Annotated in this window: 3 protein-coding genes; 2 read left to right on the plus strand and 1 reads right to left on the minus strand. The window is 67.0% G+C overall.

Annotated elements, in window-relative coordinates:
- Window positions 1-635: 635 nt before the first annotated feature.
- The gene (locus tag AB0L58_RS38555) at window positions 636-1004 is read right to left on the minus strand and encodes a hypothetical protein (RefSeq protein ID WP_364395391.1); all 369 of its coding nucleotides are present in this window, start codon (window positions 1002-1004) and stop codon (window positions 636-638) included.
- Between the two features lie 270 nt (window positions 1005-1274).
- Here AB0L58_RS38555 and AB0L58_RS38560 point away from each other — a divergent pair, with 270 nt between their 5' ends.
- On the plus strand, window positions 1275-3776 hold the full coding sequence (locus tag AB0L58_RS38560; RefSeq protein WP_364395393.1) for an FtsX-like permease family protein: 2502 nt from the start codon (window positions 1275-1277) through the stop codon (window positions 3774-3776).
- 256 nt (window positions 3777-4032) lie between these two features.
- Window positions 4033-15798: an SDR family NAD(P)-dependent oxidoreductase gene (locus AB0L58_RS38565; RefSeq protein ID WP_364395394.1), complete on the plus strand. Its 11766-nt coding sequence runs from the start codon at window positions 4033-4035 to the stop codon at window positions 15796-15798.
- The last annotated feature ends 25 nt before the right edge of the window (window positions 15799-15823 follow it).

A 15823-nucleotide genomic window follows, 5' to 3' on the forward strand; every position in this document is an offset into this window, starting at 1 on the left:
CACCCTCATGGCCGATTACCGGATGTTCAGCTTTACCATGCTTCGGCGCGTCGCAGTTGTGAGTACCGTTGCGCCTCGACAGCAGACACTGTTCACCGGAGTATCCAGCCGAACGGCCATCTCCGATGTCTGCGCCGGTGCTCTGCGAGCAGGGCGTCGAGTTGGACAGCACCGATCCGAATGCACCCGGACACCGTAACCGGTTGCCCTCCAGGATGGTTCGAGAACCCACAATCAGCTCTCGTCACGCCGGGCGGTCATGGGCCTCACCTGGCTTCCAGAACGTGAGACCGTCACGGGGATGCGATTCCAGCCACTCCAAAAGGTTTGATGCGGGTCGTTCGGGTGAGCGGCTTTGTTATGGGATGTATTGGAGGGCATTTTTGGTGGGTATCGGTGCGATGGTGGCCGTCGTCGGATGACCAGATACAGGCTATTCGTCGTCGAGAAGGAATCTCCTACGGCCACCGCCTCGTTCGCTCGAGACCTCCGCCGCCGCCCGGTTCGCGCTCTTCGCGTTCACTGACCGTAGTTAGGACCGGAGTAGCCCCCATAGGCCCAGGGCTGGTTGCCCGAAGGGAGCCTAGAGACGTTACGTCGGGACGCGGCCGAGGCGACAGCGTCGACATCGAGGCTCACGATATGCCTTGGATGAGGTCGGGGTTCGTCTCGAGAGCTCTCTTGCAACAGTCGGCGGCGTCGGCCTCGCTCTTTGCAATGCAACTGATGAGTCCGACCCGCCCGTTCACCTCAGCGGAAAACCGCCACGTACCGAAACCGCCTTCACCTTGCGCGATCTTCGTCCCCGGCCGAAATACCATCACGCGGGGCGTGGGAGGAGGCGCACTGCCGCCACCATCCGCTCCGGATCCACCGCCGACAGCAACCGCGTTTCCTGCGCCCGTACCACCGCCGAACCCGCCGCTGTGCACACCATCATCGGGATCGTCGGAAAACTCGAAGATGACAGTTACCTCCTCGACCTCGAACTCCAGAATCGGCATGTCGCAAAATCCTCTCTACTTCGATCGTGGGTCCCGACATCGATAGTTTCGGGTGTCGGCGCGACGCGGCGAAAGCCACCCGAGGGGTGAAGGCTGGCCACCCATGCTCGAGTTCGTCGAGGACCCGGCTTCGGCCGGCTACCCGTGGTTCAGGTGTGGCATGCTCCGAACCATGCCGCCAGCGGTCGATGTCGTCGGGAGTTCAGTGCCACTGTCTGTCACGATGGCGGACGTCGGCTATGGGGCGGTAGCGAAAGTCGGGAATGCGTGATGTTCGCGACGGTGGATCGGCTGCGGCTGTTCAACATTCGTGAACTATTCGTGCACCGGAGTCGAACCGCGATGTCAGTGGCGGTGATCGCGGTATCGGCTGCGTTGCTGGTGGCGGTGTTCGGGATCTCCGGGTCTATTACAGAGTCGGTGAATCGGCTCGGCGCCGATATCGCCGGGAACGCGGCGCTCGAGGTGTCCGGCGTTACCGATGCCGGGTTCGGCCAGGCGCTGCAGTCGGAGGTCGCGCGGGTGTCGGGCGTGGCCGCGGCCGTGCCGATGATCCGTGCCGATGTCGGGTCCGGGGACACCCACGTGCTGCTGATCGGAGTCGATCCTTTCTCGGCCGCGTCGCTGCACAGCGAACTACAACGTGCCGTTTTCGCGCAGACCGGTGGTGGCGCGAAGCTGATCACGGTGCCCAACGGTGTGGTCGTCGGGTCCGGCACCGGCCGGTCCGAGGGCCAGACCTTCGCGGTCGGCGATACCGACGTCACCGTCGCCGCGGTGGTCGACGCCGCAGCGGCGAAAGGGATCAACAACGGCCACTTCATCATGGCGACGCTCGGCCTGGCACAGCAGATCACCGGCCGCACCGGCGCGATCGACTCGTTACTGGTGGTCGCCGAGCCCGGTGCCGATGTGGGGCGGGTGCGGTCCGCGGTCGACAATGTGGTCGCCGGACGCGCGGTGGTGGCCGACCCGAGCTTCCGCGCCGTGCAGGCGGGCGGCGTCATCGCGGTGCTGAAATCCACGACGCTGATGGCCGCCGGGCTCGGCCTCGTCGTCGCGGGATTCCTCATCTACAACGCGATGAGTATGGCGATCAACCAGCGCCGCAACGTCATTTCGATGCTGCGCGCCATCGGTGGCCGCAAGCAGGTCATCGTTCGCGACCTGCTCGCCGAGGCCGCGGTGCTCGGCGCGATCGGCGGGGTGATCGGCGTCGGCATCGGGATTCTCATGGGCCGCTGGACGATCAGTCTGCTGCCTGCGGCTCTCATCCAGTCCTTGCAGATACAGATCGGATACTCGCTACCGCGGTTCACCGTGCCGCTGGTGCTCGCCGCCTGCGTGGTCTCGTGCGTCGGTGCGGCGGCGGTCGCGGCGCGACAGGTGTACAAGGTGGCGCCGATCGAAGCGCTCGCGCCCGTCGGCGTCTCGTCGGCGGACCGGATCCGCCCGTCATTGCGGATCGTCGCGGCGGTCGTCGGCGTGGGTTCCATTGTCGTGTCGATTGCCGCCGCGGCAATCGATCTCGGCCTCTGGTCGATCGGCGCGGTGGCGCTGTTCCTCGACGGCGCCGTTTTCCTCTGCTTCGCGTTCTTCGACCAGTTGGTCGCGGCGACCGTCGCGGTCGCCAGGTTCTTCGGAGCGCCGGGCGCACTCGCGGCGGCCACCATCGAGCGTGCGCCACGGCGGAGCTGGGTCACCGTGATCTCGGTTCTGATCGCCGTATCGATGACCGTGTCGATCACCGGATCGAACAAGAACGGGATCGATTCGGCCGTCGACGCGTTCCGCCCGGCAGCCGCGGTCGACGTGTGGGTCCAGCCGACCTCCAACGAGGTATTTCCGACCGGACCGTTGCTCCCGCACGGAATCGAGCAGACGATCGCCGCGGTGTCCGGCGTCGCGGGTGTCGTGCCGGGACAGATGGCGTATGCGTCGATCAACGGGGCGAAGGTGATCGTTCAGGGTCTCGCGGCGGGAACCCGGCATCCGCTCTACGAGTCGTTGAGCGATCGGGCGCGCGCGGGGATGCTGGCCGGAGACGGGGTGGTTTTGTCGCGCGACATCGCGCGCACGCTCGGCGTCGGAGCCGGCGACGACCTGACGATGCCGACGCCGCACGGTTTCCAGCACGTCCAGGTGCTCGAGGTGTTCCCTTACTTCTCCGCACTGACCGGATTCGTCGGGATGAGCCTGTCCCGGCTGCAGCAGTGGTTCGACCGACCCGGTTCGACCCTGCTCGAGGTGACCGTGTGGCCGGGAGCGGACCGGGCTGCGGTGCAGCATGCGATCGGGGCCACCGTCCCGACGTCGGTGCACGTGTACTCGGGGGCCGAGGAGCTGGCCGGGACTACCTCGAGCCTGCAGCAGGCAACCGTCCTGATCAGTGCCATCACTTGGATCGTGGTATTCGTCGCGGCTGTCGCCCTGGTGAATACGTTGATGCTGTCGGTGCTCGAACGCCGCCGCGAGATCGGTGTCCTCAGAGCGATGGGATCGTCACGGCGGTTCACGATGCGCATGGTGCTCGCGGAGGCGGTCGGGATCGGGGTAGTCGGCGGCAGCTGCGGTCTGGTGATCGGTGTGGCGAACCAATACGTGAACACGGTTGCGTTCACTCATGTCCTCGGGCTGGATATCGCCTTCGGGCTCACGCCGGCGACCGTGGTCTTCGGACTGGGAGCGTTGTTGTTGTGCCTGGCAGGGGCGATTCCACCAGCCTTGCACGCGGCCCGGCTCAACATCATCGATGCGGTGGAGATCGAATGATTCGTGCGGTGCGGTACATCGAAAGCAACGCCGCCGCAAGCGACTCCGTGGTCGACAGGTGCCGGTCCGCAAATTGCGGTACGCGGGTTTGCACGATGTGTGCCTCGCGGCCGATGAGCTGAGTTACGATGCGGACGCGGTGTCTCTGGCAGCGTTGATGATCTTGTGCCGCCCGCGAAGATGGAGGTCGATTATTCTGCGTGACGTCGGATCGGTGACGGCCTCCCGCCGTGCCCAATGACTGGCTGACGACGTCGTGTCGAACGAAGATAAGCTCAGGGAGTATCTGAAGCGGACGCTGGGGGAGGCACGCGAGGCGCGAAGCGAGTTGAGCCGCCTGCGTGCGGAGCGCTCCGAGCCGATCGCAATAGTCGGGATGGCGTGCCGGTTTCCGGGCGGTGTGACGACGCCCGCCGAGCTCTGGGACCTCGTGGTCGGCGAGCATGACGCGATCGGCCCGTTCCCGCGCGACCGCGGCTGGAATCTGGCCGACCTGTTTGATGCGGACCCGGACGCACCCGGACGGGTCTACGCGCGCGAAGCCGGTTTCCTCGACGGCGCTGCCGAATTCGACGCCGCTTTCTTCGGCATCTCACCTCGCGAGGCGCTCGCGATGGATCCGCAGCAGCGGGTGCTGCTGGAGACCTCATGGGAGGCAATCGAAGATGCCGGCATAGATCCGGAGTCGCTGCGCGGTAGTCGAACTGGTGTATTCGCAGGCGCGAGCGCCAACGATTATGCGGCGCGGCTGCTCGATACCGACGCGTGGCCGCAGATCGAGGGCCATTGGCTGACCGGAAGCACGATCAGTGTCGTATCCGGCCGCATCGCCTATCACCTGGGCCTGCACGGTCCAGCACTGTCCATCGATACCGCGTGCTCGTCATCGCTGGTGGCGATACACGAGGCGAGCCAATCGCTGCGGTCACGGGAGTGTGACATCGCGCTCGCCGGCGGTGTGACAGTATTGGCGACTCCCGGGATGTTCCAGTACTTCTCGCGTCAACGTGGACTCGCCGCCGACGGTCGGTGTAAGTCGTTCTCGGCCGCGGCCGACGGTGTCGCGTGGTCCGAAGGCGTCGGCGTGCTACTGCTGGAACGGCTTTCGGACGCCCAGCGAAACGGGCGCACGGTGCACGCCGTCATACGCGGTAGCGCGATAAACCACGACGGCGCGAGCAACGGGCTGACCGCGCCGAACGGGCTTTCGCAGCAGCAGGTTATCCGGGCGGCACTGGACGCGGCAGGTCTCGCGGCGCGTGATGTCGACGTCGTCGAGGCACACGGAACGGGGACGCCGCTAGGCGATCCGATCGAGGCGCACGCGGTGCTGGCCACCTACGGTCAGGACCGCGGATCGAGCCAGGCACTGATCCTCGGATCGCTCAAGTCGAATATCGGCCACACCCAAGCGGCGGCCGGTGTCGCGGGCGTGATCAAGATGATCGAGGCGATGCGGCACCGTATGCTGCCGAAATCGCTACACATCGATGCGCCGAGTCCGCAGATCGACTGGTCCACCGGCGCAGTGGAACTGGCGGTCGAAGCCACGCCGTGGGACGCCGGTGACCGGCCTCGGCGTGCGGCGGTGTCATCGTTCGGCATCAGCGGGACGAACGCACATCTCATCCTGGAGGAGCCGGCACCGCTGGCGGCGCGAGATGCCAGCGGTCCCGAGTTACCGGTACTGCCGTGGGTGGTTACGGCCCGGGACACGGCCGGGCTCGCCCGGCAGGCCGCGCGGCTGAGGGGCTGGCTGCGAGCGCATGAGGACGCATCTGCCGTCGATATCGCGTGGTCGCTCGCGAACCGGTCGAGCCAGGAACGTACGGCGGTCGTCGTCGGAGCAGACCGAACCGAACTGCTCGATGGACTCGACGCGCTTGCCGGGCAACGGTCGCTGGTCGGTGCGGTCGCGGGTAAGACGGCATTCGTCTTTCCGGGCCAGGGCGCCCAGTACCTCGGTATGGGACGTGAGCTGTACGCCATGTTTCCCGTGTTCGCGGCAGCATTCGACGCGGCGGAGGCCGCGCTGGCGCAGCCGATCCGCGACGTGCTGTGGGGCGCCGATCGGAACCTGTTGAACCGCACCGATTTCGCGCAGTCGGCTTTGTTCGCGATCGGTGTCGCGGCGTACCGGCTGATCGAATCCTGGGGCGTGCGGCCGGATTTCGTGGCCGGACATTCGATCGGCGAGATCGCGGCCGCCCATGTCGCCGGTGTGTTCGGTCTCGCCGACGCTGCCCGGATCGTGTCGGCGCGGGGGCGCTTGATGGCGGCGCTCCCGGACGGTGGCGCGATGGTCGCCGTGCATGCCACCGCGGCCGAGGTCGGGTCGGCGCTCGTCGTCGGTGCCGAGATCGCGGCCATCAACGGACCGAGGTCGGTGGTGGTCTCCGGGTCGGCGGCGTCGGTCGACGATGTGGTCGCGGAACTGGAACGACGCGGGCACAGGGTGACTCGGCTGCCGGTGTCGCACGCATTCCATTCGGCGCTCGTCGAACCGATGCTCGACGAGTTCGCTGTGACCGCCAGCGCCATCAGCTACGCGGTGCCGTCGATTCCGATCGTCAGCACCATGTCCGGCGCCGCGTGGGGACAGTACATCGCGACGGCGGACCATTGGGTCCGGCAGGTGCGCGAGCCGGTCGCATTCGCCGACGCAGTGCGTGCACTCGAGGACGCCGGCGCCGTTCGATTCCTTGTGCCGGGTCCCGACGGCGGATTCGCCGCCTTGATAGCGGAATCGGTGCGGTCGGGCGAGGTGGTGTCGGTGCCGATGCTGCGCAAGGACCGCGGCGACGTCATGGCGACCGTCGCTGCCGTGGCGGCGTTGGCGGTCAGCGGTACAGGTGTGCAGTGGCGCGCGGTGCTCGACGGCCGGGGCGCGCAAGGTGTGCCACTGCCGCCGTATGCCTTTGCGCGCGAACGCTATTGGGCCGTGCCGGGCCGGCCCGAAAATTCGCCGGCCGGGTTGCGCGCCACCGGCCATCCATTGGTGAGCGCGCTGGTAGCAAACCCGGATTCGGGTGGCGTGGTACTGACCGGGCAGCTCTCGACTGCGACACAGCCGTGGTTGGCCGACCATCGGATCGGCGACCGCGTCATGCTCGCCGGTACCGGCTTCGTCGAGCTCGCCGTCCGGGCTGGTGACGAGGTGGGCTGCCCGACCATCCGCGAGCTGTCGGTGACGGCACCGCTGTATCTGCCCGATGAGAGCGGCGTGATCGTCCACGCGATCGTCGGCGGGACGAGCGAATCGGGCGGCCGGCCGGTTTCGGTGTACGCGCGGGCCGACGGGTCTGCGGACGACTGGACCCTGCATGCGCATGGCACGCTCGTTCCCGACAACCACGCCGCGGCGGCCGAGCCGATCGCATGGCCGCCCGCGGATGTCGATCCGGTCGATCTGACCGGCGCGTACGAGCGACTCGCCGCCGCCGGGTACCACTACGGCAACGCTTTTCGCGGTCTGACCGCGGTATGGCAACGCGGCGATGAACTGTTCGTCGAAGCGGCACTTCCGGATTCGGCGGACGCGAGTCGATTCGGATTGCACCCGGCCCTGCTCGACGCGGTCCTGCACGCGCACCTGGTGACCCGTCCGGCCGACGATGCGGTGCTATTGCCGTTCACCTGGGAACGCGTGACGATGCACGCATCCGGTGCGGCGGCGGTGCGCGCACGCATCGCGCCGACGGCGAACGGCGGGATGGCAGTGCAGATCACCGATCCGCAGGGTAATGCGGTGCTGTCGATCGGCGAGTTCACGGCATGGCCCGCGCCGACCGAACGAGCCGGGGTGCATCCGGCAGCGCTGGTCGGCATCGAATGGCAGCCGAGGGAGATATCGGCGAAGCCGGTGTCGTACGTCGAGTGGGAGCGGCTGGGCGACGGTTCGGTACCGGCCTTCGTCGTCGTGGATCTTCGACCCGTCGCCGCTTCCGGCTCCGTCGCCGACACCGCTGCTGCTGCTGCTGACGCCGTCGGCACCGTCGATGCCGCCGCTGCTGGTGCCGCCGCTCCTACTGCCGACGCCGGCAGCGCTGTCGCTGATACAGTCGCCGCCTGCACCGTCGACATCGCCGCCGTCGAGACGGTCGCTGGCATCGCGGCCGACGCCGACGCCGACGCCGACGCCGGCACCGACACCGCCGACACCGCCGACACCGCCGACACCGACACCGGTAGCGCCGTTGGGACTGGCAATGTCACTGGGATCGGTAACGCCGGCGGCATTGGCAACGTCGCTGACACGGGCAACCCTGCCGACACCGGCACTGTCGCGGCCGTCCACGCGACGACGCGGGCGATACTGACTGTGCTGCAAGACTTCCTGGGCGATCAGCGATTCGGCGAGAGCAGTCTGGTCGTGTTGACGCGTGGCGCTGTGTCCGTCACCGACACCGAACCGGCCGACCTTGCCGCGGCCGCGGTCTGGGGATTCGTGCGATCGGCACAGGCAGAAGAGCCGGGGCGGGTTGTACTCGTCGACACAGAAGCAGCGGAGCTCGCCGAGATCGTCGCCGTCGCCGCGGCTTCGAAAGAACCGCAACTCGCACTGCGGAGCGCGACGGTGTACGTACCGCGGCTGGCTCGCACCGCCGCGCCGACCGACCCGTCCGTACCGGACCTGACAACCGGAACCGTGCTGATCGCCGGCGGTACCGGCGGCCTGGGTGCGGTCGTCGCGCGACATCTGGTGCGGGAGTACGGCGTTCGGCACCTGCTGCTGGTGAGCCGCAGCGGTGCGGCGACGCCGAGTGCGGTCGAACTACAGGCCGAACTGACCGCCGCCGGGGCCGACACGCGGATCGTCGCGTGCGATATCGCCGATCGCGCCGCAGTCGCCGAGCTCCTGGCTTCGGTACCTGACGATGTGCCGTTGATCGGTGTCGTGCATGCCGCCGGCGTGCTCGCGGATGGTGTGCTCGACACACTCGGCTCCGACCAGCTGGATCGCGTGCTGCGCCCGAAGGTCGACGGGGCCTGGCACCTGCATACGCTCACCGGCGACTTGCGTCTGTTCGTGCTGTTTTCGTCAGCCGCGGGCGTCGTCGGTTCTCCCGGACAAGCGAATTACGCTGCGGCGAACGCAGTTCTCGATGCTCTCGCCCGGCATCGTCGCATGGCCGGTGCGGTGGCGATCTCGATCGCATGGGGGCCGTGGACCACCGATCAGGGGATGACGGCCGCGCTCGGTGCGAGCGATACCGCCCGCCTCCAGCGCCTCGGGTTCACGCCGATGTCGAAGCGCGACGGGCTGGCACTGTTCGATGCCGCGATCGGCTCGGGCACCCCCGAGGTAGTCGCCGCGGCAATCGATATGCGGCCCAGCCAGGTTCGACCACCGATCTGGCATACCATCGCTGCGGTCCGGCGACCCACGGCGCAATCCCGTCGGTACATCGCTGACACGAACGGCACTGCGGCAGAGCAGCTTTCGCGGATGCTCGACATGGTCCGGACCGAAATCGCGACGGTGCTCGGGCACAGCGGACCGGACCGCGTCGAAGCCGATCGGAACTTCCGGGACCTCGGATTCGACTCGCTGACGGCGCTCGAAGTCCGCAACCGACTCGTCCAGACGATCGGCCTACCGCTGCGCGCAACGGCGATCTTCGACTACCCGACGCCCACCGCGCTCGCCGAGCACGTCATCGAACGGCTCGGTGGCGCTGGTGAACCGGTCCGTACCGATGCGGTGCGGGTCGTCGAAATGGCGGAGCCGATCGCGATCGTCGGTGTGGGATGTCGCTATCCCGGCGGCGTGGCATCTCGGGAAGACCTGTGGCAGTTGGTCGTCGACGGGCGCGACGTGATCGGCGAATTCCCGGTCGATCGCGGTTGGGCCGAGAACCTGTACGACCCGGATCCGGATGCACAGGGCAAGTCCTACACTCGTGCCGGTGGATTCCTTTACAACGCAGGTGATTTCGATGCGGCATTCTTCGGAATCAGCCCGCGCGAGGCGTTGACGACGGACCCGCAGCAGCGCATTCTGCTCGAGGTGGCGTGGGAGGCGCTCGAAGACGCCGGAATCGATCCGATCTCGTTGCGGGGCAGCGACACCGGCGTGTTCGCGGGCGTGATGTACCACGACTACGGGGCGCAGACGCCTGCCGGATCGCTGGTGACCGGCCGGGTCGCCTATTCGCTCGGGCTGCTCGGACCGGCCGTTTCGGTGGACACGGCGTGTTCGTCGTCACTGGTCGCCATGCATCAGGCGTGTGCGGCGTTGCGTATGGGGGAGTGCGGTCTGGCGTTGGCCGGTGGCGTGACGGTGATGGGTACACCGGCAGTGTTCGTGGAGTTTTCGCGTCAGCGTGGTCTGGCACCGGATGGTCGCTGTAAGTCGTTCGCGGAAGCTGCCGACGGTGTGTCCTGGGGTGAAGGTGTCGGCATGGTGGTCTTGGAGCGTCTTTCGGATGCCCGGTCTCGTGGTCACCGGGTTCTCGGTGTGGTTCGTGGTAGTGCGGTGAATCAGGATGGTGCGTCGAATGGTTTGACGGCGCCGAATGGTCCGTCGCAGGAGCGGGTGATTCGGGCGGCGCTCGAGAATGCGGGTTTGTCGGCGTCGGATGTTGATGTGGTCGAGGGGCATGGGACGGGGACGACGCTGGGTGATCCGATCGAGGCTCAGGCGTTGTTGGCGACCTATGGTCGGGGGCGTAGTGAGCCGGTGTGGTTGGGTTCGATCAAGTCGAATATGGGGCACACTCAGGCGGCGGCGGGGGTCGCCGGGGTGATCAAGGTGGTCGAGGCGATGCGGCACGCGATGATGCCGCGCAGTTTGCATGTGGATGTGCCGTCGTCACATGTGGATTGGTCAGTGGGGGATGTGCGGTTATTGGCTGAGGCCCGTGTCTGGGAGTCGGTGGGGCGGCCGCGGCGGGCGGGGGTGTCGTCGTTCGGGATCAGTGGGACGAATGCGCATGTGATCGTGGAGGAAGCTTCGTCGGAGTTGAAGTCGGGGTCGGAGTCGCGGGCAGGGGCCGGGTCGACGCTGTCGGAGGTTGGGGTCCGGTCAGGGCCGTTGGTTGCGGCAGGATCGGCGCCGTTCGAGGTCGAGTCGGTGCCGCTGGCTCCGGTCGGGCTGGCTTCGTCGGAGGTAGGGGACGAGGCGGCGCTGCGGGCTGGGGCGGGTTTGGTAGTGCCGTGGGTGATTTCTGGTCGATCCGCTGAAGCTGTTGTGGCGCAGTCGGATCGGTTGCAAACGCTGGATTCTTCGGCATTGGATGTGGGATTTTCATTGGCGATGACGCGCGCGCATCTGCCGTGGCGCGCCGCCGTACTGGACCGCTCCGAGCTGGCTGAGGTAGCGCCGCGGCGGGTGGTCGGGGGTAAGACCGTGTTCGTATTCCCGGGGCAGGGTGCACAGTATGCGGGGATGGGCCGCGAGTTGTTCGACCGGTTCGTAGTTTTCGCTGATGCGGTGCGTGAGATCTGTGATCCGGCATGGCTTTTCGGTCCCGATACGGAATTGGATCGTACGGATAATACGCAGTTGGGTGTGTTCGCGTTCGAGGTTGCGTTGGTTCGGTTGCTCGAGTCGTGGGGTGTGAGGCCGGATTTGGTGATCGGGCATTCGGTTGGTGAGATCACTGCTGCGCATGTGGCTGGGGTGTTGTCGCTCGCGGACGCGGTGCGTCTTGTCCGAGCCCGGGGAACGCTGATGGCTGCGCTTCCGGCGGGTGGGGCGATGCTAGCCGCCGAACTCGGCGTGGTGGACGAGATCGGCGCGGGCGGCACGGTAGGTCAGGTCGGCGAGATCGGTGAGATGGGCGTCGGCTCGGCAGCACGCGTTGATGTGGTGGCCACCGTGGGTGAGTTACCGGTTGGGGTTTCGGTGGCCGCGATAAATGCGCCGGGTTCGGTTGTGGTGTCGGGCCCGGAGGCGGGCATCGCCGAACTCGAGGCACGGTGGGCTGACCGCCGGACCAAGCGGCTGGCGGTGAGTCATGGGTTTCATTCGGTGTTGATGGAGCCGATGCTCGACGAATTCGCCGCGGTGTGCGCAGAACTAGTGTGGGAGTCGCCCCGGATCCGGGTCGCGTCGAATGTGACTGGTGAGCTCGAGGCGGAGTTGTTGGCTGATCCGGGGTATTGGGTGCGTCAGGTGCGTGAGCCGGTGCGGTTCGCTGATGGTATTGCCGCGTTGCGGCAGGCCGGTGGTGCCAGGTTCGTCGAGGTCGGCCCGGATGCGGTGCTGGCGGGGTTGATTGATGCGGAGGCGGTGGTCGCGACGCAGCGCCGTAACCGTGGCCAGGTCGAAACCCTGGTTCGTGCGGTCGGTGAAATGCATTGCGCCGGTGTCGATGTCGACTGGTCACGGTTCTATGCGCCGACCAGTGCCCGGCGGGTGGATCTGCCCACGTATGCATTTCAGCGACAACGCTACTGGCTCACGACGTCCGAGGCATTCGGTGACGTCGGCAGCTTGGGTCTCACCGAGGTGAACCATCCGATTCTCCGCACAATGGCCGGGGTCCCGGGCGGCGATCTGGTGTTCACCGGTCGCCTGTCGGTGGCAGCACAGCCGTGGCTGGCCGATCATATGATCGGCGACGCGATCCTGTTGCCGGCTGCGGCCCTGGTGGAATGGGTGATTCGCGCCGGCGACGAAGGCGGGTTCGGGCAGCTCGAGGAGCTGACGCTGCAGGCACCCATGGTGCTGCCGCAGGACGGTGCGGTCGCGGTACAAGTGGTGCTGCGCGAGCGGTCGGTCTCGGTGTACTCGCGACCGGAACGCTCCGATACCGAGTGGGTTTTGCACGCCGAGGGTGCGATGGCCGCGCGGCCATCTGTCGTGGCCCGCCTCGAGTCGGGCGCCTGGCCACCGTCAGGGTCGACCGAGGTGGACGTTTCCACAGGCTACGCACGACTGGCTGCGTCGGGATATCGGTATGGCGCTGCATTCGCTGGTGTGCAACGCCTTTGGCGGCACGACGACACATTGTACGCGGATATCGCGCTGCCCGATTCGGTCGACGACGCCGGATTCGGCATCCATCCGGCGATGCTCGACGCCATCGTGCATGCGCGGGTGCTCGGCTCGGACGAGGCATCGGCCGATGGCGAAGTGATGTTGCCTTTCGCGTGGGAGGACGTGGCGTTGCACGTTACCGGTGCCCGGCGGTTGCGGGCGCGGATCGGCGTGACCGGCGGTGACGCGGGGAGATTCGAGGCATTCGATGCGTCGGGGCGCGCGGTGGTGACGGTGCGTCGGTTGGTCGCGCGGCCCGTCCCGCTCGCGCAGCTGATGCGCACGGTCACGCGCCGATCTTCGAGTCTGCAGGCGCTACATTGGATCGCGGTGCCGGATCGTGGTGGCGAGAGCGCTGTACCCATCCTCGGTCTAGCGGACGCGCTCACCGTGGTCACAGCCGCAACGGACGTTCCTGCCGTGCTTGTCGTGGAATGCGTTCTCCGGGTGGCCGCTTCCGATGTCGTGGCCGAAGCGCATGTGTTGCTCGATGACGCGTTGCGGCTCGTGCAGCGTTTCGTCGCCGATAGCCGGTTCGACCGCTCGCAACTGGTGATGCTCACGCGCGGACTGGCGGGGAGCGCGGTGCGGGGCCTGCTGCGATCCGCGCAAGCCGAGGAGCCGGGCCGAATGACGGTCGTGGACTTGCACGGCTCTGCACAAGGAGTCGATTTCGCACACCTATCGGCGCTCGACGAGCCGGAGCTGTCGGTTCGGGATGGTGAGGTCTTCGTTCCGCGACTAGGTGCCGCTGACGCCGACGCGCTGGCGCTGCCCGAGGGGGACTGGCAGCTGACAGTGACGAACAGCGGTGTGCTGGATGGTGTTGGGGTGGTGGAGGTTTCGGAGTCCGTTCGGGAGCTCGGTGCTGGGATGGTGCGGGTGGCAGTTCGGGCATTGGGGGTGAATTTCCGGGATGTGCTGGTGTCTTTGGGTGTGGTCGCCGACGGGGTAGGACTGGTTTCGGATGTGGCCGGTGTCGTGGTCGAGGTCGGTTCGGAGGTGGCGGATCTGAGGGTGGGCGATGCCGTGATGGGGCTCGCGCCTTCCGGTGGGTCGACGGTGGTCACCGATCGTCGCCTGTTGGTGCGTGTTCCGTCGGGTTGGTCGTTCGGCGAAGCCGCTGGTGTCCCCACGGTGTATCTGACGGCGTGGTTGGCGTTGGTGGATGTGGCGCGGGTCCGGGCGGGGCAGCGGCTGTTGGTCCACGCGGCTGCTGGTGGGGTGGGTATGGCGGCAGTGGCGTTGGCGCGGCACCTTGGTCTCGAGGTATTTGCGACAGCGAGTCGTGGCAAGTGGCCGACTCTGCTGGGCCTGGGCGTGGATGGTGATCGGATCGGTGATTCACGGACAACCGACTTCGAACAGCAATTTCTGACCGCGACCGATGGTGCCGGGATGGATGTCGTATTGGATTCGCTGGCGGGTGAGTTCGTCGACGCGGGATTGCGGTTATTGCCGCGTGGCGGCTGGTTCGTGGAGATGGGCAAGACAGACATTCGCGACCCGGAAACGATCGCAGCCATCTATCCGGGTGTGCGTTACCGGGCGGTCGATTTGACTCGTGTCGATGCTGATCGGACCGCTCGGATGTTCGGTGAGCTGAGCGAACTCTTCGGCAACGGTGACATGAGAGCCTTGCCGATGTCGGCGTGGGATGTGCGGCAGGCGCGTGCGGCGTTCCGGTATTTCGGGCAGGCCCGTCACGTCGGCAAGATCATACTGACCGTTCCCCGGCAGCCCGATCCGGGCGGGACGGTGCTGATTACCGGTGGCACGGGTGGGTTGGGTGCGCTGCTGGCGCGGCATCTGGTGACCGCGCACGGATTGCGCCACCTGGTCCTGGCCAGCCGCCGAGGCTGGGGGGCACCGGACGCCGAACAGTTGCACACCGAACTGACCGAGCTGGGCGCGCAGGTGCGCATTGTGGAATGCGATGTCGCCGACCGTGATTCGTGCCGCCAGCTGCTATCGCAGATCCCGCGGGAGCACCCGTTGACCGCCGTTGTTCACGCGGCCGGTGTGCTCGACGACGGCATCCTCGGTGCACTGAATCCGAAGCGTTTGCGGAATGTATTGGCGCCGAAGGTCGAGGCTGCGTGGCATCTGCACGAGTTGACCCGCGACCTGGATCCGGCCTGGTTCGTGCTGTTCTCGTCCGTCGCGGGCGTACTCGGTTCACCGGGGCAGGCCAATTACGCGGCGGCCAACGCCTTTCTGGACGACCTGGCGGCATTCCGGCGGCGGTCGGGGTTGTCGGCGGTGTCGATCGATTGGGGTCTGTGGACGGCCGAAGCCGGCATGGGTGGCACCCTCGATACCGGCGGCACCGCCCGCATCGGTCGTGACGGCGTACGGCCGCTGTCGACCGAGGCGGGGCTGGCCTTGTTCGATGCAGCCGTGGCACAGGCTGATGCCGCGGTGGTCGCCGCCGACTTCGATCGGTCCGCGCTCCGCGATGCCGCCCGTGTGCCGCCGCTGCTCGAAGATTTCGTCGGAGGTCGACCAACTGCGCAGCCGGGGTCGGTTTCGCAGGCTCCGTTGCAGCTTGCCGGGCTGACGGCCGACGATCAGGCCAAGCGATTGCTGGCGACCGTCCAGGCGCAGATCGCTATCGTGCTCGGGCATCGGCGTTCCGACCAGGTCGATCCGGTCGCGAACTTCCGCGACCTCGGATTCGACTCGCTGACCTCGGTCGAACTCCGCAACCGACTCAAATCCGTGACCGCGCTGCAACTTCCGGCGACCGCGGTCTACGACCACCCGACACCCACCGCGCTGGCGCAGTTCCTGCACCGGCAGGTCAACGGCGATCGGTCCGACGGGGTATTGCGGGAGCTGACTCGGCTGGAAGCGTCGCTGGCACAGCTCGAGCCGGGCGACGAAGTCCTGGGCGAGGTGTCCGCACGGCTGGAGGCGCTGGTAGGTGCCGTCGGTTCGCGCGGGCGGCCGAAACCGGCCGACGACGAACATCTGCAGTCGGCGAGTGCGGACGAACTCGTCGACTTCATCCGACGCGAGTTCGGGAAATCATGAGCTGCGTGCGAGCCATGGGAAAGGC

Source organism: Nocardia sp. NPDC052112 (genome assembly GCF_040680135.1).
Taxonomy (GTDB): Bacteria; Actinomycetota; Actinomycetes; order Mycobacteriales; family Mycobacteriaceae; genus Nocardia.